This window comes from Symmachiella macrocystis (genome assembly GCF_007860075.1).
Classification (GTDB): Bacteria; Planctomycetota; Planctomycetia; order Planctomycetales; family Planctomycetaceae; genus Symmachiella; species Symmachiella macrocystis.
In genome coordinates this window covers 4,100,475-4,118,733 of sequence record NZ_SJPP01000001.1, presented here as the reverse complement: position 1 = coordinate 4,118,733, position 18,259 = coordinate 4,100,475, and the positions used below count along the sequence as shown (strand labels likewise).

18 protein-coding genes are annotated in these 18,259 nt (G+C 53.2%); 6 read left to right on the top strand and 12 right to left on the bottom strand.

The features are described 5' to 3' along the window. Window positions 1-506: 506 nt before the first annotated feature. The 6 genes from CA54_RS16075 to CA54_RS16055 form a co-directional block, all read right to left on the bottom strand. A complete protein-coding gene (locus CA54_RS16075; protein WP_146371832.1) occupies window positions 507-1,214 on the bottom strand; it encodes a hypothetical protein in 708 nt (235 codons plus the stop codon). Between the two features lie 4 nt (window positions 1,215-1,218). Further along, entirely contained in the window at window positions 1,219-1,425 is a 207-nt protein-coding gene (locus CA54_RS16070) for a hypothetical protein (protein WP_146371831.1), read from the bottom strand. A 170-nt stretch (window positions 1,426-1,595) separates the two neighbouring features. After that, window positions 1,596-4,070, bottom strand: coding sequence for a DUF3987 domain-containing protein (locus CA54_RS16065; protein ID WP_146371830.1), 2,475 nt, complete (start codon window positions 4,068-4,070; stop codon window positions 1,596-1,598). 83 nt (window positions 4,071-4,153) lie between these two features. Continuing rightward, window positions 4,154-4,321: a helix-turn-helix domain-containing protein gene (locus tag CA54_RS29410; protein ID WP_197532497.1), complete on the bottom strand. Its 168-nt coding sequence runs from the start codon at window positions 4,319-4,321 to the stop codon at window positions 4,154-4,156. Further along, window positions 4,311-4,535, bottom strand: a complete 225-nt coding sequence (locus CA54_RS16060; protein ID WP_146371829.1) for a helix-turn-helix domain-containing protein — start codon at window positions 4,533-4,535, stop codon at window positions 4,311-4,313. The genes CA54_RS29410 and CA54_RS16060 overlap by 11 nt, the downstream gene beginning before the upstream one ends. A gap of 207 nt (window positions 4,536-4,742) precedes the next feature. After that, window positions 4,743-5,567 (bottom strand): hypothetical protein, encoded by an 825-nt coding sequence (locus tag CA54_RS16055; RefSeq protein WP_146371828.1) that lies wholly within the window; start codon window positions 5,565-5,567, stop codon window positions 4,743-4,745. 1,156 nt (window positions 5,568-6,723) lie between these two features. Here CA54_RS16055 and CA54_RS16050 point away from each other — a divergent pair. From CA54_RS16050 to CA54_RS16025, 6 genes are all read left to right on the top strand, one after another. Beyond that, a complete protein-coding gene (locus CA54_RS16050; RefSeq protein WP_146371827.1) occupies window positions 6,724-7,461 on the top strand; it encodes a PEP-CTERM sorting domain-containing protein in 738 nt (245 codons plus the stop codon). A 527-nt stretch (window positions 7,462-7,988) separates the two neighbouring features. Beyond that, window positions 7,989-8,663, top strand: a complete 675-nt coding sequence (locus tag CA54_RS16045) for a hypothetical protein (protein WP_146371826.1) — start codon at window positions 7,989-7,991, stop codon at window positions 8,661-8,663. A 79-nt stretch (window positions 8,664-8,742) separates the two neighbouring features. Beyond that, window positions 8,743-9,939 (top strand): TadE/TadG family type IV pilus assembly protein, encoded by a 1,197-nt coding sequence (locus CA54_RS16040; RefSeq protein ID WP_146371825.1) that lies wholly within the window; start codon window positions 8,743-8,745, stop codon window positions 9,937-9,939. Between the two features lie 87 nt (window positions 9,940-10,026). Next, entirely contained in the window at window positions 10,027-10,506 is a 480-nt protein-coding gene (locus tag CA54_RS16035) for a TadE/TadG family type IV pilus assembly protein (protein ID WP_146371824.1), read from the top strand. Between the two features lie 529 nt (window positions 10,507-11,035). Further along, a complete protein-coding gene (locus CA54_RS16030; RefSeq protein WP_146371823.1) occupies window positions 11,036-11,629 on the top strand; it encodes a hypothetical protein in 594 nt (197 codons plus the stop codon). Window positions 11,630-11,761: 132 nt separating this feature from the next. After that, the gene (locus CA54_RS16025) at window positions 11,762-12,337 is read left to right on the top strand and encodes a hypothetical protein (protein WP_146371822.1); all 576 of its coding nucleotides are present in this window, start codon (window positions 11,762-11,764) and stop codon (window positions 12,335-12,337) included. 593 nt (window positions 12,338-12,930) lie between these two features. Here CA54_RS16025 and CA54_RS16020 read toward each other — a convergent pair. The 6 genes from CA54_RS16020 to CA54_RS15990 all read right to left on the bottom strand — a co-directional run bounded on the left by CA54_RS16020 (window position 12,931) and on the right by CA54_RS15990 (window position 18,133). Further along, the gene (locus CA54_RS16020; RefSeq protein ID WP_146371821.1) at window positions 12,931-13,254 is read right to left on the bottom strand and encodes a hypothetical protein; all 324 of its coding nucleotides are present in this window, start codon (window positions 13,252-13,254) and stop codon (window positions 12,931-12,933) included. Between the two features lie 805 nt (window positions 13,255-14,059). After that, a complete protein-coding gene (locus CA54_RS16010) occupies window positions 14,060-15,082 on the bottom strand; it encodes a zinc-binding metallopeptidase family protein (RefSeq protein WP_146371820.1) in 1,023 nt (340 codons plus the stop codon). Between the two features lie 67 nt (window positions 15,083-15,149). Next, window positions 15,150-15,710 carry a DUF421 domain-containing protein gene (locus tag CA54_RS16005; protein WP_146371819.1) on the bottom strand — a complete coding sequence of 187 codons (561 nt, stop codon included), beginning with the start codon at window positions 15,708-15,710 and terminating at the stop codon, window positions 15,150-15,152. A gap of 527 nt (window positions 15,711-16,237) precedes the next feature. Beyond that, window positions 16,238-17,035 carry a TrkA C-terminal domain-containing protein gene (locus CA54_RS16000; protein WP_146371818.1) on the bottom strand — a complete coding sequence of 266 codons (798 nt, stop codon included), beginning with the start codon at window positions 17,033-17,035 and terminating at the stop codon, window positions 16,238-16,240. 64 nt (window positions 17,036-17,099) lie between these two features. After that, complete coding sequence (locus tag CA54_RS15995; protein WP_146371817.1) at window positions 17,100-17,306, bottom strand: hypothetical protein; 207 nt, start codon at window positions 17,304-17,306, stop codon at window positions 17,100-17,102. 191 nt (window positions 17,307-17,497) lie between these two features. Continuing rightward, window positions 17,498-18,133, bottom strand: a complete 636-nt coding sequence (locus CA54_RS15990; RefSeq protein ID WP_146371816.1) for a hypothetical protein — start codon at window positions 18,131-18,133, stop codon at window positions 17,498-17,500. Between the last annotated feature and the right edge of the window lie 126 nt (window positions 18,134-18,259).

Genomic DNA, 18,259 nt, shown 5'->3' with positions numbered 1-18,259 from the left:
CCCGGCGTTTTTTCATGCGCGGCTTCACTTGCCTGCGAAGCCTTACTACATCTTGCGGTCATGTTCAGCACACTGGGGAACACACCGGCGCGACTGGCTTGTTCGAAATGACTTTCCCGGACTTTCAGGTAATGCTTCCGGGCGGTTTTTTCTGAGTTGCCGAGCCACTTGCAGGCGACATGCAAAGCGAACTCAGCTTCCAGTTCCGTCTGCCGACTGGAACGGCAATTCTGGTAGAACCGCGGAATCTCATCAGTGATTCCGGCACGGGTGAGAATTCGCAGCGTCTCGGTTCGGAGGTTGCTTTCTCCATCAACGTCTCGGAAGACTCGATCTTCCTTCTCTGGTGCCAGTTCCTGGGCTTCCAGAAGGTAAGGCAGCAGTTCTGTGAAGATCGGCACGACCCGCTTATCCTTGCCGCAGTGTTCCGTCTTCGGGCTGTGTACGATGAATCGATCCTGATCCCAAACGAAATGACTCCAGCGAAGCCCGGCCAGCTCAGACGGTCATCTGAGGCCACCGTAGCGAGCCAATGCGATGATGAGTCGATACTTTGGATTGGCGGCATCCAGGATCTTCACTGTCATCTCCGGGGTGATTTCGAAGTCTCTGTCCTCATCCACCTGCTCAGGGACAGAGATGCCGGCCAGCGGGTTGATCTGCATCAACTCATTAGCAACCGCAAAAGCGAAGACCTGCCGGGATGTTTTCAAGATCTTGTGAATGTAGTTCTGTGCCAGTGATTCCCCGTTCTTCTTTTTCTCTCGCCTGAGCGACTTCAGAAATCGTTCTCCGTCACCGGCGGTCAACTCGGTGATGTCTTCGCATTCGGCAAAGTGATCCCGTAGGAATGCCGTCTGGTTTCGGTACCGGCTGACGGTGCGTGGCTTCACATCGAGTTCTGCAAGGTATCTCTGCACCAACGACACAACGGAAACGGTGCCAACCTCCTCGGAATCCGGTGCCGGCTCGATCAGGCTGAGTTCTTCCAATCGCTTGCGGACATTCGGTTTTGTTGACGCCACCCACTTTGCGGTTGCTGGTTCAATACCAGTGCCGCTCAGTGCTGCAGCTTCGATTTTACCGATGTATTGGCAATAAGATTCGGCATCCTTTTTTGATGGTTTGCCGATCCCGATTGCACGGCGCGAACCATCACCTAGGACGACTTGAACGGCTTTCGAGCCTGTCGATTTTGTGCGAATTGTTGCCATTTACTCAAGCCTTCCGTTTCTTTTTCAGGACCGCCTCATACCCCAGGTGGCTCAGTAGAGTGTCGACGGCAACAGGCCCCAGGCCTTTCGTTCCCGCCATAAATTGCGCCAATTGACTTTCGCTGATGCCTGTCGCCTTACTCATCGAATACCGGGATTCCTCCGCGTTCGCGATGATATCCCGTAACTGGTTCAGCAGATCTTCACTCATGAGTACACTTTCCTTTTGGTACAGCATCGAGATTGCGTTACCAGAAGTAAAGTACTTTATTGTCGAATTCCATCAGAACAGGCAATCCGGATTGCCCGAACATGGGACAAAAAGGACAATAATCGATTCGAGAACCTTCAGATCGGTTTTTTGTCCTTTTTGTCCGTGCTTCACGTCCTTAAGACGGCCGGATTCACGTCGTATCTGTCTGATGGCCTGCCCTTTCGTTGCTCGGTGTGCTGAGCAATCAAATAACCATGGTCAACCATCAGGTCGATGGCGGTTTGTGCTTCCTCAACATCAATCGTTCTGTCGATTCGCATCACATCACGGCGCGACAACTCCGACAGATTTTCCGCTGTGATCTTACGGACTACTTTCCGAGCGGTTTTCATTGCCGGATTCGCGCCCATCGCCTGAAAAACTGCCCTGGTGTGCGATTCGATGACGTGGCCAATGCGAATGGCTTGTTCCATAGACTGATCGCTGATCACAGATTGATCGTGACCGTCTTCCATCAGATGCAGGTTTGCAGCCATACGGGCAACCTGAGCGGCATACTTACTTCCCCATCCCGCAATTGTGCTCAGCGGCTCACAGTCCGCCATGCGACGTTCAACTCGAATCTGTTCTGCTTTCCACAGCGCGTGAGCGTCCTGGTTCAGCGTCAGCACCATCGGTTCAGGGTGTCCGAATCCGTCCAGGCGGACCCCTGTTTTCAGTAATCCCGACAGACGATCTGCATAACATTGTTCAATCAATGGATCGACACTGCCGGAAACACAATCCCGGCTTCCCACTGGTGACGGTGGATACCAAAACAGAAACCGATCCAGCATTCCCCGGCCTAGCATAACTCGATGACTGCCAGCAGTCTGAATGGCCTCCGGCTGCGCCATGATTGTGAGCGTCAACAACGGCGAATTCAGGAAAATGGGTTCAGGTCGGCCGCGACGGTTTTCGGTATGTCGATCACCATCATGGCCTTTGAGCCACATTCCCAGGTTCGGCCCCTTGCTGTAGCGCCCTAAAATCAAATCAAACACCTCCGGTTCAGCAGACGCGATTCCTAGGCGTTCGTGATTCTGACTGAGCAATGTACAGACGCTCTCGGGCGTTACGTCGTCGGAAACCAACTGCGGTTTATGAAAGACCTCAGGAGCATCGCTCAGTAATTGGTCCAGTTCCCGACGCATGTCTGTTGATTTTTCCCCGTCGGCCTTGCCGATGCGCGTCTTCAGGTCCGTGCATTGCCGTTCCCAAATCTCACGGTCCGATGAAGTCCGCAGAAATTCGGACTCTGCAGCCTGGCGAACCTGTGTTTCATATTGATTAACTGGCTCGAACATTCGCCGGAAGATCGCAGACTTGCGATTCCCCGGCGGCATCACGCAGCAGAGGTAAAGATTCAGCGGTTGCCGAAAATCCTCTTCAATCAGCACGTCCCACTTTCGCATCGTCGCGGTGGCGATTGCTCCGAGAGCAACCATCAACGCCATTTCCGGCGGTGTTTCGGTGGCCTCACTGGCCTGTTGAACCATTTCCCGGATGGAATCTGGAAGACCGTCAACGTCGATGCTCATCAAGTCCGGAGTGTCAAAGGGAATCAGTTCCGGCCAGCAATGGGAGTCTGACGCCGCGAGTGATCCAGCGTTGCCCTGCGGAATATCCAGCGGTTTCGCGATTCGTTCAAGCTGGTCACGAAACCATTCTGGCGGTTGCCCGTCAAAGTGTTCTGACCAGTCGGCCGCATCGCTTTTGTCGGGAATCTCCGGCCACGTAACTGACAGGTCGGCAAGCAGGACTTCTGCCGTTGTAGCCTGTTGCTGAATGCAGATCGCGACTTTTTTCGCGTACTGTTTGCCAGGCTGGTCGTTGTCCGGAACGATAACAACGCATTTGCCGCCCAGCGGTGACCAGTCCGTTTTGCCGGGTGCTTTGCTTCCACCGACGGACGCAGTTGCGACCAGTCCGAAGGAACAAACCGCATCGGCGGCTTTCTCGCCCTCGCAGACGTAGACTGTTTCCGCTTTTTCCGCTTCGATGATGGCCGGCAGACGATACAGCGGCCGCGGTTCTGGCATCGCTTTCGATATCCAGCCGGATTCCAAAACTGTGAGCGGCCGGATTTCCTTTTCTCCGTCCGATCGATCCCACCGAAGCACGACACCGGCGGGCGATCCGTCGGCGTGATCGTACTGCCAGACGTTGTCCGGTTTATCCGCGATCGTGACACCTTCAGGAATTCGGCTCCTGATGTTCTTCAGCGTCCGCTGAATCGCTCCCGGATACGCTGTTCCGTTTGCCGGCTTCGGTTTCGGTTGCTCTCGCGGTGTGCTCCGAGCATCGCAGTGAAGAAACTCCCCGACTTTCTCAACAGTCGTCTTGAAGTCCCAGCCGTTCAGCTCCTGCAGCACGTGGAAGCCATCGCCACCGATACCGCACTTCTGGTTGCAGTGCACCCGGCCATTGTCCTGAAACGTATTCCGGTCACTGTTGAACCGGTCGGTTCCAGCACAACGCGGGCACGGGTGTCCTTGTCCATCGAGTGACGTTTTCGGAATGCTGGCAAGTGAGGAGAGAATACTCAGCCAGTTTCCTCGGGCGGCGTTTTTGACGGTGGACGAATCGTATAGTCTTTGCATAATAGGGGTGTCCGTTCCTGCGGATGATTGAAGAAAAGAGAGACCCGGGAAGTGGGTGCTTCCCGGGTTTCTAATGCGCGGCGTTACTCAGGCGTTGACGGTTGAGGCTCCGGCAACTTGCCGCGCTCGATGGCGTGTTGGACGGTCGGCTCAGCCAGATACAGCTTCTGAGCGATCTCAGCGACCGAGTCGCCGTCCTGATGCAGCCTGCGGATATCGTCGACGATGGCTTGGCGTTCTTCAGGCGTCATCTACCACCTCGCTTTCGGCGGAGTTCGCCTGCTCACGAATCCACTCGTCGAGTGAAGCTAGGCTAAAGCGAATCAGATTCCCAATACGAATGAACGGAATCTTGCCCGCGGCCCTCTGGTTGTCGAGGTGCCTGACGGAGCAGCCGAGCTTCTTTGCTGCCTGTCTTGAATCAATCAGCGTTTCGCCGATCGGAGCTGATGCAGTCGCTTTCATGTTTTCGCCTCCCGTTGGTTCGACGTGTCGTCTCTCGCAGACTCATACAGCGGTCTGCGTTACGGGAGTGATTAGAGCAGCGTTTTTCGAATAGTCGATGCGTTTATGCTGCGACGTGCGCAGACGTGCGCGGCGCACGCGACATGCGACTGCGTATAATAGATCAGATCGAATTCGCGATTTTCTTGGCGTGCGCGAAACCACCCCTTACGAGCCGTCCTTCGCTCGCTTCAGAGCTTCCAGATATGCCTTCCTGCACGCTCGGGCGTCTGGAAGCGTCGGATACAACACTTTCCCCATGCTGTCTGTCTTTCCGCCGAACTTTTTCTTCCATTCGCTACGTACTGACTCCATTGCACCTCTTGTACATTCTTCGCGCAAATCCTTTGCCCAACAGAACTCATAGAATTTGCCATGTTTTATCGCACCGGAGAAATCTGGAAGATCGTCCGAGGGGGCGAAGTGACTACCCGCGGCCCACTCCCGGTCAATCCATGTGCGGAGTACCTGGAGTTGTCGCCCGGGCAGGAGGTTGTGAAGGGGCTGTCTTTCTACCAAGCGGCGCAACGTGTCTCGCAGTTCCTCCGGAGAACGCTTGTGTAAGTCGTCGATCCCTTCGAGGTAATTATCGGGTGCGCCTATTTCCTCCAACTCGTCGTTCAAACCGTTTTCTACCCATAAGATTGCCCTGCGTAGCAGTTCAAAAGCTGTCTCATGCGCAGTTGCACCGAATTTGAAATCAGGCCGCGCTCCTTCACCCACTGTTGCCAACGCAAACGCATCGAACACTGGCGAATGCCGGACCGATACGTCGGTGGCGGTTTCAAAACCGGGTTGAAGAACCTCCATCGCCCTCCTGAACGTGTCGCGTGCCGTGTTGATCACCGCTAGGTGTGAAGCGGCCCGTTTCACGTCGTAACCGACCTCTTGAGTACGTTCCGCGCAGCAAACCATATCCCAGGTCACATTGAGACAATCCAACGCCGCTGCGCGTACCGTATTCCAGTCGATCTTTTCCTGAGAATCCGCCATATGAAGTCACCAGTCTTTCATGTCGGGCCGGACAGTGTAGATGTCGCCAAAGACAGGTGATGAAGGCGACCACCTGCCTAGTCCGCATTGAAGACCGGGGCGCTTGCAAGTCGCCCGAGGCCATCCCGATTCTATCAGACCAGTTTACCGCGTACGGGCCAGACCAAGTAAGGCAACGGTCAATCGTCAGCCCGTGTGGTTCTAGCTCACTTCAATGTCAAAATCCGGCCAAAGGGTCAGTTGTCCAGAGCACAGCCGCCGTCTCCTGTTTCTCGGGGTCATCCTGGTGGGTTCACTCCTTGACGCCGCAGTAGACACGCGTGAGACAGTCGCACGCTATAGCTAGAGTCCACACGACCAGCTGGCGTGATTGCGTAGGCAGGCACCGAGGGGGCTCTAGTCGCCATCCTCAGCCCCAGCTCTACCGACACGCTGGCCGTTTTTGTACCGCGGCGAATGAGTAGCTTTGAAGTTAATGACATGAACCCAACTTGCAGTTCGTGAAATGGTATTTGTGCGATGACCTCGCGGCGGTAGTGGGCACTGACCCCGGTTCATGACTTCGAATGCCTTCCATCGCGATGCTAATTTTCTCATCGGGGTGAATAGCGGCGGCGCACGACTTGCCGCCTGTTGCTAATCAACTTGGCGACGTGTTCCAAGTGTGCGGTCTTTCGGTCGGTGGCTTTTCCACCCGGCACGAGCGGGTTTCCTTTCAGGAAGGGTTCCGGCTCCATTCGGACCACGCCCGGCCACAACCTTCGTTCCGCTACGCCTCACGACGACCGTGTCGCCTACACTCAACCCGCACTAATCAGCAAGCCCCGCTTGTCAGAACTTCTGCAGATAGGAGGGTTCTAATCGCTTCTTGGTCAACTTTGTTCGTCACGGCTCACTTTGAATCTTACCGGATGTTCATCACGCTCAAAATCGCTAAACCTTAGATTTAGTCTTCGAGTACCGGGTATGTCACTACAGGCAGATCTGTTTTTCGGCAATGCTGGCGGTGCCAAGACCGACATATTGGTAAAAACCCATATTATCGGCATATTCGGATAATTTATAATTGCTTACTCCTATCGCGCATCCCCATACTAGATTTATCGGGCCTATACATTGGAAATAGATTTGTAAAACTTTGCGAGAGGGTTCGGTCATGAAGCAGAAGACCAGGTTAAGAATTTTCAGTTGTTTTGCAGTTCCAATACTGCTTTTTGCCCTTGATACGACAACGCAAGCCGGTCCAATTTTGGGTTTCGGGCGCTTATCCGCGAATAGCGTGGGCGACTCGCTGATTGGTGAGACTCAGCTCACTGTCGAATTAAGCGATGTCGGGAGCAGTCAGGTCGCGTTCATTTTTAGGAATGCCGGCCCCGACGCTTCGTCAATTGCGGATGTTTATTTCGATGACGACGGCAACTTGGCAAGTATTGCATCGCTGATCGATGCTGACGACGGTGTTGGTGGAGACCTCGGAGTTGACTTCAGCCCAGGCGCCAATCCCCCAAATATCCCCGCCCGTAATAACATCTCACCCAGCTTTGATGTGACGGTGGGATTGTTGGCCGATTCTGATGCACCGGCTCAGCCCAATGGTGTGAATCCGGGCGAACAATTGACCGTCATCATGAATCTGATGAGCGGCGTGACCTTCGCCGATACAGTCGCGGCGATCGACCTCGCTGGTGCCGCTGGTGGACTTCGCATTGGCATCCATGTACAGGGCTTTGCCAGTGGGGGCAGCGAAACTTTTGTTAACATTCCCCCTGATTTGCCACCACCGCCGCCGGCTCCCGGTGTGGTCCCCGAACCGTCCAGTATGCTGCTGATGGCCATGGGCATGTTCGGTTTGGCCGGCTATGGCTGGCGGAAACGTAAATTGCAAGCAACGTAATCAGTAACGACTTCAAGCTGCTCGGGATCTCGTAAAATCATCAGGCCGCCCTCACATAAGAGGGCGGCTTTTTTTACGCAACGTGGTCCCGTCTCGCTAAGGGAATTGTTCGCCGTAAAAACAGAACGTTGTTCAAGAACACGGCATTCGTTGGACGTCGTCCACGCATGGGATAGGCTTATTTGGGCGCGATTCCAAATTGAAAAAGCGCACAAACCGCTCACCAGCAACGAAATCGCCGACAATTAGGCAATGCTTGCGCTTCATATCTTCTCTTTCGACGAACACTTTCGTCAAGAAATATGAATATTTATTTGACCTTTTGCGCCCCTGACCTAGGTTTGATTTGCGGTTCCGAATAGGCACCGTGCCGAATCCCCCCCCGGCTATTACGAAAAGTAAGACATTTCGTAATAACCGGTCTATCAACCCGGTTTGATGGACTCCTGACTTGCGCGGTCCGGAACTTCCAACATCTGTAGTTCGTTGTTCGGATATCGAAACCGTCTTGTCAAAGGGAGAGAATCATGTTGATTCGCACGTTGTCTGAGAGATGTCGTGGTATGCTGCGACATCGCACCGCCGCTGCCTTGGTAGCCGTCGCATTTCTGGTTGCCGGAACATCCGTCTATTCGTATGACGGTACGCCCAATGTCCTGCGGGTCGAAGAAGATTGGGAGCTCGTTCTCGATGAGCCTTCCAACTCCATATCCGCACCGCAATTGATGACCGTGATGAGCCCCAAGGAAGACCTTGACGATCTGTACGGCATGGTCACTTGGAATTATCGTGAAATCCCCAGCTTCTATTCCGGCGGACTGCAATTGCAATCGTGGTCGGATGATTTGTTTTTGTATTCCAAGAACTTTCGAGAAGGTGAATTCAGCACCAAGGGCGAGACGATCACTTGGACACAATCCTTGAAGGTCAATAACAACATCTTGACCCTGCGGATCAAAGACGGCCAATCTGATACATGGGGATCGTTCGGCGGAACCCAGATGCAATTGAGCGAGTTGATTTTGGTCAACAACCTCAACAAATATTCGCCCGAAACATCGGTGGAAAATTCAGCCGTCACCTACGGTGCCTATCGTGTTGTCAAACTGCGAATCAAAGAGGTCCGGTATTACGACGCGGACAACAATCTGATTTCTACCGACAACGCATCGCGTCTTGTGCACCAACGTCCGAGCAACTAATTCACCGACCCCCGCTTGCGGATGCGTCCGCGGGTTCTCGGGGCGGCCTGTTTCAGTCAATTGATTTAGGGTAGGCACCATGAAAATTCAACACCATCTGCGACAGGCCGCGGAACAGGCCCGAAACCGTAAAGGAAATATTCTGGTTCTGGCAGCGTTTTTTCTGATTGCCATGATGGGCTTCACCGCATTTGTGGTCGATGTGGGATACATCACATTGACCAAATCTCAATTACAAAATGCCGCCGACTCCGGCGCGCTCGGTGCATCGCTGGAGCTACCCGACGGAATTGGAGGGGGTGCCTTAAAGACTCCTTCGGAAGTCGATACCGCCTCGCGTGATGTGGCCGTCGACATGGCCGGTTCGCATGCCGGCGGCGGATTGACGGAGATCAGCGCCGACCAACAACAGGACGTACGCGTCGGGCATGTCGAATGGGATGCGGAATCCGGTTCGTGGGTCAAGACCTGGGGAACCGCCCCTTACAATCTGGTCGAAGTCGCCCTGCACCGCGACGGCAATAACGCCGACGGCCCGTTGGACTTGTTCTTCGCCCCGGTGATCGGGCACAACAACGCCAACGTTGACGTCGTGGCCGCGGCTGCCATGATGAACGGTAATGGGTTTCGCGTGGAACCAGGTAGCACGGAAACTACCGGGTTGCTGCCGATCGCCGTCGATTGGGACACCTGGGTGGCCTTCATCAACGCGACTTCACCCGGTGGACTGTTCACAGACAACTACAATTTCCATGAAGGTTCCGGGACCGTTTCTTCCGGGTCTGACGGAATTCTGGAATTGAACATGTACCCCAACGGTACGGTCGATTTACCACCGGGCAACCGAGGAACGGTCGACTTGGGTAGCCCCAACAACAGCACCAACGACCTCAAACGGCAGATCTTGTATGGACTGAACGACTACGATTTCTCGTTCTTTCCCAACAATGAAATCAAGGCAAGCTGGGCCGAGCCGTTGATCGTGAATGCCGATACCGGCCTGAGTGCGGGGATCAAAGCGCAATTGACGGCGATAATCGGACAGCCACGGGCCATTCCAATCTTCTCTGAAGTTGGCGGCGGCAATGGCAACAACACCATGTACACGGTCGTCAAGTTCGTCGGCATTCGGATTGTTGCCGTGCAACTGACAGGCAGCCCCAGCAAAAAACATGTCACGATCCAGCAGGCACCCTACACGGGACCGCACATCACGCGGAGTTACCAGACATTTCAAACTGATGAGATTATGGCGCCGCCGTTTCTGATCGAGTAACCCTGTTTCCCCAATCCACTTGGTACGTTTGTCGCTTTCAATGAAGCTCCCACCGAGATTCAACGCGACATTTGGAGGAGTGCAAGAATGAAGATGTTTCGGATCCAACGCGAATCGTCAGAACGACGCGGCGTTGCCGCTGTTGAAATGGCTTTCGTATTCCCCGTTTTTATGCTGCTGGTCTTGGGCGTCATCGAGTTCGGCCGCTACATGATGGTCGGACAACTCATAACCAATGCAGCGCGCGAAGGCTCGAGATTGGCCATCCGTGGCACATTCACTGAAGAGGAAGTGAAGCAAGACATCCTAGGTTTCATCACCGACGCCGTCGGCGTCGAAGCGGGACAGGTCGATATTGACGTCTCGACCGAAAGCGGCGACACGATCCAATCCGCCGAGTCGAAAGATCCGATCACTGTCAGTGTAGCAATTCGCTTTAAAGACGTGACCTATCTCCCGTTTCTAGGAGATGGGGGTAGCGGTGACGATGACCCCTTCTCAGGACTCCGCGCCCAACATGACGCTGACGATTGGATTACCGGCGTGAGCGTGATGCGCAAGGAATAGCGAGCCGCTTAACCCATCTTGAGGGTATCGGCGGGAACGCTACTCGGTAACTGTAGGGGCTGAAAGATTCAACCTACGTCTTCCCCAATCCTCTGGCAGCGAACTGACAGCAACAGGTTACGTGACACGAACTGCTAAAACTTCCAACCGACGGCGTGAAAACGTCGGCGGTTTTTTCGTGCGCCTATGTCTGCCGATTCGCGGACCGTGCTTATGCGCTGTCAGTTCTTGTCACCGGTGATTTGGCGCGGTCGTGAACTTTTGCAATACCGTTTCTGGATATTTTTTAAATACCCACAACTCGATTGAATTAATGCAGTTGTGATTCTTGCGGTGGTCATAATCACGACATTTATCCGCTCCCTCGACGCCAGTATGACCGATGCGCGACGCGCGGAAACGTTCTTAATATTAGGGAGGAATGTATTCGCCTCGTCGTGAAATCGGTCTCGACATTCTCCACTGGAGATGTACGAGAAAGGTTATCTTCAACTTTGGATTTCTTTCTACCCACTCCAGGAGAGTTGCAATGACACCGAAGAGAATTGGATTTGGCTTAGTCGCACTGTCAGCGGCTTTCGTCCTGGCATGCATCATCACAGAGGCGCAGGGTAAAGATCCGTCCAAGGTTGTCACAAAACCTTTCAAAGTCGACGGCGAGGGGGACTCCGTAACTGGCTTGGTTTTCCCGCCTTTGTTTTCGTGTCATGACGCGACCGGTACGGCCACACACCTGGGCGCTTATACCACCAAGGATGGGAAATTCTCGATCGAATCATTTGATCCTGCGACTTTGATTGGCGAATTTCATGGGTCTGTAGTTTTTGTGGCCGCAAATGGCGACGAACTGAAATTTACCTACCAAGCAAGCGCAAATCCAGAACTTGATGGCACAGGGAAGTTCTACGGGGTGCCTCAAGAGGACGGTACTCTCATCGCAACCTTCATCCAGGAATTCACTCCAGTCCCTGAGGAGAGCACTGGACGGTTTGCGAAAGTCACAGGTGGCAGTTTCATCATGACTGCAACATCCGAACCTGTCCCGGCTCCGTACTTCGGGGTCCCCTTTGCTTTCACCTGGGAAGGAGAAGGGTCGCTCGAATTCGCGGCAGGTATTAAGTAACTCGTCGCCACATTTTATTTTCCGCTTCCTCGCTTGTTTTCCGGTTAACGTTACGGCTTGAAAGGGGAAGCGGGGATCTTGGATACGTTTCTCCGACAACCGGTTTTCTTTTTATGAGAAAAGGGGCTTGCGATGTCAAAAATGCTGAGGTGGGGATGCGTTGCGATCGTCTCGTCTGCCATCCTGTGGTTGACGACCTGGGATGCCAATGCAAAGTCGGTGGGTAAAGCTAGACCCTGGAAAGGAAGCGGCGTCGGCCAAGGTGTGTTAGTTAAATTCATATTCGTCGACCCTAACGACCCTGACGAACTTGGTACCAGGGTCGACGAGGACACTATCGTCGGCAATTCGACGCACATGGGACGCATCACTGTGACACCGGGGGAGCTTGACGAGGACGGGTTTCCAACCTCTGGTCACACTTTCTCATTCGACACCGGAGAGATCGAAGGTTGGGCGAATTGGCGTGCTGCGAACGGTGATAAACTGTATGTCACCTACGCGGGTTCCGCCGTTCCGAACACTGATCCCGACACCATGGGTGAGTACCCCTTTGCCGCCAATTCAGAATTCATCGCCGCCGGTGGGACGGGCCGGTTCAAAGACGCGACCGGCGAGATGACAATGCACGTGGTCTTCTCGTTTCCTGAAACGGGCGTCGAGCCGATTGACTACATCTTCGACTTCGAAGGGACATTGACCTACTAGGGATGCCTGCTTATTGTGCTGTCGCTCTGGTCGGATACAACCGGCGACGCAAACGACAACCGGCTGCATGAAAAAAATTGTCAAAGAACTTCAACCGTCGGCGTTATGCGTTGGCGGTTGTTTTGTGCGCCACGCCGCTGATGTCACCACGCCGCCCCACAGCGCCGCTAACTCGCGATTGGGACCTCGCTAATGCCCCGGTGCCTTCAGGACATCAAAAACGCGTTAGACGCGTCGCCAGATATCGTAAAACGGTTGTCTGATTCGCACGCTGCGCAAGCGAAATGCATTACTGGACGATGCACTTCGGAAGCTCATCGACCCAACCGATGCGTCTGAATCCCGATAAGGTTAAACAAACAGTTGATGCGGTTTTCGGCGCGATGGATCACGGGATCAGATGGAGGTCCCCCAACCAACGCCTCGCGCGCGTGCGGGAGGACTTTTCTTGCACGCTCTCCTTCGCCGTTTGCACGTCCCCCTGCCAGTCGGCTGCGGTGTCCCTCGCTCAACATTTACCAAGTTCTTGCGATACCGCTCCGTCCGTCTCTCGTAGCAGCTTAACTGAGTTTCCGTTTCTGGGGACGGCGCGTTCAGATGTCCTCTCGGTAGCAGGCTGTTATTGGGTTGTAGATCAGCAGTCCCGTTTGAATCGGTGCGGGCGTGCTGATGACCGCCTCTAAGTCTTCGTCGGAAACGGCCTCGCTAACTTCGGTCGCCAGCCCGATCAGAGGCAGCCCCTTTGCAGTCCTGCGGGCGTTTACCCATGTCAGCGACGAATCGAGGTCGCGCGGGTTAAACTGGCCCCGCTGTGCGTACTGCCTTGCCGTGTCTCCAGCGATGCCGCCGGCCAGTTCGCCGAACGTGTCGTAGGTAATACGCACCAGGATGGTTCGGCTTCCCTTTGGTCGGGCCATAGCGTGCTCCCAGAAATTGCGTTGCAATGCACCAGTACAATCAATTGCCTATTTTAACGTTGTTTCCGGCTTGCTGGCCAACCGGTCATCCGGAGTCACGCCAACGATACCCCCCAGGGGGCTGGATTGGATTTCGGTGATCGGCAGCCCTACTTCGAGAATCCTGCCGACACGGTCCGGAATGTCTTTGCTGGTATCTTTATCTCCATCCTTCCGAAAAGTTGAGCCTGACGATGGCGGGAGGAAAGTAGTAGCCCGCTCGGATTGGAACGGGTCATCCAATTACTCCTTTCCGGCAGGCTTCATCACCATGCTCGATAAGCCGTTGACTGGCTTCTGCCGACAAGTCCGGGCAAGCGTCAATCAGATCCCGAATCTGCTGCCAAGTGACGTTCTCTGCACACTGGGGAACACACCAGTGCTCAGGATTGCCGTTTTCCCCTTGTTTTTCGCAATCTTTCGAGTCCCTCCGGGTGTACTTTGCTAAAGTGAATTCAGTTAAGTCATTCGACTCACAAGCTCCTCAGCGGATAGCTGCGGAGCTTTTTTATTCTCCCCACACATTCCACCAAGAATGCAGAATTCTTGTCAGGGAATTTGAGCTTTTCCAGGATTTCGATAACCGCTGTCTGGGCGGATCGTTGGGCACCGTAGAACTTCTCCGTCGCGGCGAAGTCGCGATGCTGTAGGACCAGTTGCAGCGTCTCTGCAGTGATACCGGCGTTGATGAGACGTTGAGCACAGCCACGACGAATGTTGTGGGGACTGGCGAATTTCGCCCGTCACACCTGTCAATGATTTTGCATCAATTCTGCGACAGAGCGGGTGAGACCTCTTCGGTCTTTGCCGGGAGCTGATGAATAAATCGCATCTTCTCAACAACCGAATCGTTGAAAATCTGCGGGACTAAGTCGAGGAGGCCCATATCCCGATTTAGTTCGTTGGCAATGATGCCCACGCGACTATAGGCTGCGAGCATGGAATCGAAGTTCTCGTAACTGGTGGTCACGAGGCCGAAATGTTCTGTCGTTAACAGAATGGTCGCCATATCCAAATACGCCTGGAACGTTTCAGCAAAATCTTCCCAAGGATGCATTGAAGCGTATCCCGAGACATAGGTCTGTTGCCAGTTTTGGGCAGGGCCCTGCTCATAGTACCGCTTCTGGGAATCGGCATACGCTGGATTTCGCTCGTCTCCGAAGAGACGGCGACAGTCCTCCACTCGAAACTCTTTGACGAGCAAACCCCAATAATAGTGTCCAAGCTCGTGTCGGAAATGACCGACTAAAGTTCGTTTGGGTTCTTGAAACTCCACGCGCGTTTTTTCACGTTCTACGCTGTCCGCTTCGCGCAGATTGATCGTAATGCAACCGTCAGCGTGTCCTGTGGAGACTTTGCCGTTTTCATCGGATTTGAATTCAAACGTCAAATTCGGTTGGAGTTCGCCATTTCCGGAGACGGGAAATCCCAATCGCTCGACGACCCATAACACTCGATGTTTTGCAGCTTCTAATTTTCTCCAAAGAGTCACATTTTCATTGAGCATTAAATCAGGGACGACCGAATTCAATCGACAGTAACTGCACAGCTCATTGACATCATTCGCATCGAGCGCACGATTGCAGGCGTCGTACTGCAAGTCGTTCGAGCAACGACGCAGCTTCGCCCCGCAAGCGGTGTTCCCGCATTGAAGCGCCCCAGAGGGCGTCTCTTCAACAGGCGTCAGGTTTGCGCAGTGCGGGCACGATATTGTGTCTCGATTACAATTGACACAGAAATTGCTGTCGAAGAATAAAGTGTTTCCGCACTGGCAGTTAAAAGTTTGCATGCAATTTTTCTAAAAATGGAAGGATCCTAATGACGGCGGTTGCCGGTTGTGGTGCAGTCGAATTTTATTAGACAGAATGGTTCTGGTCATAAATCAATTCGTGGTCGATTACATCGCGAACAAAGTCATGTTCCAACGATGCATCTGAAGCATTGGAATGCAGCACAGAAATATCGCCTGTCGTTTCGAACACCACTGCCAATACCTTATCGTACTTCAGCGCATTCGCTTCGCGGAGCTTTCCATAAACGTCCGACTTGGTCACGTTTGCGCGCTTCATGTTTTCGTCAAGCATTTGGTTGCCAGCCATCAACAACAGCGGCTGGTTATCGACAAGCTGGCTGAAGCTTTGGGAATTGCGTCTCAAAAAAGCCAGCAGCCATTGGCCCACGAACAAGACTGCCAAGGCAGTTAATCCAACAACCAGCGTCGGGGTCGAGCTTGACATCGTGGATGCAAAAATTGCCCCCACCGCCACGGTCATTGCAAAATCTGCGGCGGACATTTTTGAAAAACTTCTTAAGCCGGCCAGCCTCGTGTAGATCAAGATTGCAGCATAGGTGACGACACCTGAGAGCAATACCATTCCCAACTCCGACCAGTCGGAGTAAATCCGTTCTTTAAACATGAAAATGCAAACTCCTTAAGGGGAGTGGTTGGTTTTCCGAGTTCGCGGTCTGATGCGGTTCGCCGCCATGAACAATATTCTTGATGTTCACTTGTATTTTTGCCATGTGTCCTTTTTCCCTGATAAGTACTGTCCTGCAACGCTGATGAGGAGGAATGTAAGAACGGACACACTCTCCAACCGAAGTCCGCTGCTATGTGGGCGAGATAGATGCGATGCCTGGACAATCGCAAAAACTATGCCACTCCACAGACCCAGAAAGCAATGATATCGGAGGCGGTATTCCGATGAGTTATCTGGAGTACGAAAATTAGTGGAATCGCTTTTGGCGTGAGCATCGACGAGCGCTCTTAGATCAGCGAACTCCTATTACATATCGCAATCACTCACTCGGCCTGAACGTTGTTCATGGCGAGATATTTGGTCAGGGACATTGCCACCCATTCTTCCAGCGGCTGGTCGGACTCCGCTTGCAATCGGTCATTGCTAACAAAGCAACAGAACAGGCTGGTCGTTTAGAACTGGCTTCAGGAGGCGAGACTGGTGTCGGATTGATCCAGTTCTTCCTCTTCCTGCCGTTCAATCTGCATCTGCTTACCGATTGCTTTATGGTGCTCCCAATTTCCGGTGGCGCCGGAACGACGTTCGTCGAGATTGGCAATGACTTCCTGGCGTCCGTAGAGGAGCAGCGTGTCGTTCACATCGAGGATGGTCTTGCCGCGAGGTGCTCCGAAATAGTTGCCGTTTGCTTTTTCAACGCCTAGGACGAGCACTCCTTCATCGGCCAGATTGAGGTCGCTCAATGCTTGATTGGCGAGCCAGTCATCTGCTTGGACACTCAACTCAAGGACCACGTAGTCTCCCGTGAGATGCAATAATCCAGCATAGTCACGCACTTCGAGTGCGGTCCAACGCTTCAAGGCCCAGCGAATGAAATTGGAAAGTTTATGATCAATCCACCGACTGTGGGCGAACATCCACAGAACGGAGAGACTTGCTAACAGGCAGGTGATGCGAAACCAGATGTTCCCAGTAATACCAGTTGCGGTCCGCGTTCCCATGAAGGAAAGGATCAACGACGACATCGCTGTGACAATCCCCGCATTGCCCAGCAGCATCAGCAACATGATGATTCGCCGCCTTACGGGATGGCGGACCACTTTTTCTGATTCGGTGGTGCTAAACCCAGTTCCAGAAAACGCCGAACGTGCTTGAAACCGCGCGAGTTCGTTGGAGAGGCCCGTCAACGTAAGTGCTACGGACGCAATACGCACGACGACCATGGAAACAAGCACGACGACGATCAAGGAAATGAGAGGAATCATAAAGTTCGATTTGGGTTGGTATTAGAAAAGGGGCGACAGAGTAAGAAATTTTTGTGTGACGAGATCATTCCGTTGTCTCGTCTTCTGATTTCTCGATTTCGATGTCAGCTCCCGGTACATCAATGTCAATAATTGATTCTGTGTCCATGTTATCTTCCGCTGCCGACGCTGTGACGGGGTCGGGTTCAGTGGTCGACTGGTCGCATCCCGTCGCACAGAAAGACGACAGTCCGAATAACGTCAGGCACAAAGCGTTCATCCAGTTACGCATAATTCTCTCCTTGTAACTATGAGTTTAAAATCCATTGGCTCTGAGCGACATACCGTGAGGCAGATCACTCCGCCTGCTCATGTGTCAAAAAACTGGTTTCAAATCCTCATTGCGTGGGCGATGACACCGAATGCCCGGGGTCGGGGGGACGCAGTCGAGGGCTTTGAAACCAGTTAATTCTGCAGACCTAATTATTTCGTCTCTGCCAATTCTTTAGCTAACGCCTGTTTCGCCGTTTCAACTTCGGCTTGCTTGCTTTTCCATTTCAAAGCGTCGACCGATTTCATTTCATCGATCTCATCCTGCAGGCGTTCTTGGTGATCCTGCAATTCTTCGATTTGCGCCTCTATGGCGTCTTCAGCTGCGCCCTCCAGGTTCTCGGATTTCTTTTCCAAGGCTTCGATTCGCGTTTCCGCTTCATGGATTTGGGCCTGGGCCTGCTTCAGATAGGCATCACGCGATTGCTGAGCCTTAAGCTTGGCTTCGATCCGATTGGCTTCTTGTTCCGCTTCGCGAGTTTCTTGCTCTTCTTCGGCAATGTCTTCGTTGGCTTCTTTACGGGCCTCTTGGGTCTCACGCTGTTCTTCGTTCAATTCGTCGAAATTCGGCCGCATCACCTTTTGGCGTTCTGCTTCCGTTTCGTTCCGCTCCTCGTTGATTTCATCTTGTGCGTCTTGGCGAGCGACCCGCGTTTCTTCCCGCTCTTCGATCACGTCTTGGCGAGCATCCGAGAGGTCTTCGCGTGTGACATCTTGATTGCAACCAGCTCCAACGGCGATGGCGCTGCTACAAATTCCAAACATTGTTACTCGAATAATCCGACTCATGGTTGTCTCCTGTTCTGATAGACTGAAGTTGTAATCGCTGAATACTTGAAATTGATTTAATGCAAATCGCGGGCCAAACTTCCCGCAAAGCATGGCGATGTCGAATTGCTTTAGCAAAAGTCTTGT

What these genes read in the sequence shown, in the direction of transcription:
- CA54_RS16020 (WP_146371821.1), bottom strand. Translation starts at nt 13,254, where the DNA reads ATGGCCCGACCAAAGGGAAGCCGAACCATCCTGGTGCGTATTACCTAC.
- CA54_RS15990 (WP_146371816.1), bottom strand. Translation starts at nt 18,133, where the DNA reads ATGAGTCGGATTATTCGAGTAACAATGTTTGGAATTTGTAGCAGCGCC.
- CA54_RS16060 (WP_146371829.1), bottom strand. Translation starts at nt 4,535, where the DNA reads ATGAAAGCGACTGCATCAGCTCCGATCGGCGAAACGCTGATTGATTCA.
- CA54_RS15995 (WP_146371817.1), bottom strand. Translation starts at nt 17,306, where the DNA reads ATGCGTAACTGGATGAACGCTTTGTGCCTGACGTTATTCGGACTGTCG.
- CA54_RS16035 (WP_146371824.1), top strand. Translation starts at nt 10,027, where the DNA reads ATGAAGATGTTTCGGATCCAACGCGAATCGTCAGAACGACGCGGCGTT.
- CA54_RS16030 (WP_146371823.1), top strand. Translation starts at nt 11,036, where the DNA reads ATGACACCGAAGAGAATTGGATTTGGCTTAGTCGCACTGTCAGCGGCT.
- CA54_RS16070 (WP_146371831.1), bottom strand. Translation starts at nt 1,425, where the DNA reads ATGAGTGAAGATCTGCTGAACCAGTTACGGGATATCATCGCGAACGCG.
- CA54_RS29410 (WP_197532497.1), bottom strand. Translation starts at nt 4,321, where the DNA reads ATGACGCCTGAAGAACGCCAAGCCATCGTCGACGATATCCGCAGGCTG.
- CA54_RS16000 (WP_146371818.1), bottom strand. Translation starts at nt 17,035, where the DNA reads ATGATTCCTCTCATTTCCTTGATCGTCGTCGTGCTTGTTTCCATGGTC.
- CA54_RS16005 (WP_146371819.1), bottom strand. Translation starts at nt 15,710, where the DNA reads ATGTTTAAAGAACGGATTTACTCCGACTGGTCGGAGTTGGGAATGGTA.
- CA54_RS16040 (WP_146371825.1), top strand. Translation starts at nt 8,743, where the DNA reads ATGAAAATTCAACACCATCTGCGACAGGCCGCGGAACAGGCCCGAAAC.
- CA54_RS16065 (WP_146371830.1), bottom strand. Translation starts at nt 4,070, where the DNA reads ATGCAAAGACTATACGATTCGTCCACCGTCAAAAACGCCGCCCGAGGA.
- CA54_RS16050 (WP_146371827.1), top strand. Translation starts at nt 6,724, where the DNA reads ATGAAGCAGAAGACCAGGTTAAGAATTTTCAGTTGTTTTGCAGTTCCA.
- CA54_RS16025 (WP_146371822.1), top strand. Translation starts at nt 11,762, where the DNA reads ATGTCAAAAATGCTGAGGTGGGGATGCGTTGCGATCGTCTCGTCTGCC.
- CA54_RS16055 (WP_146371828.1), bottom strand. Translation starts at nt 5,567, where the DNA reads ATGGCGGATTCTCAGGAAAAGATCGACTGGAATACGGTACGCGCAGCG.
- CA54_RS16010 (WP_146371820.1), bottom strand. Translation starts at nt 15,082, where the DNA reads ATGCAAACTTTTAACTGCCAGTGCGGAAACACTTTATTCTTCGACAGC.
- CA54_RS16045 (WP_146371826.1), top strand. Translation starts at nt 7,989, where the DNA reads ATGTTGATTCGCACGTTGTCTGAGAGATGTCGTGGTATGCTGCGACAT.
- CA54_RS16075 (WP_146371832.1), bottom strand. Translation starts at nt 1,214, where the DNA reads ATGGCAACAATTCGCACAAAATCGACAGGCTCGAAAGCCGTTCAAGTC.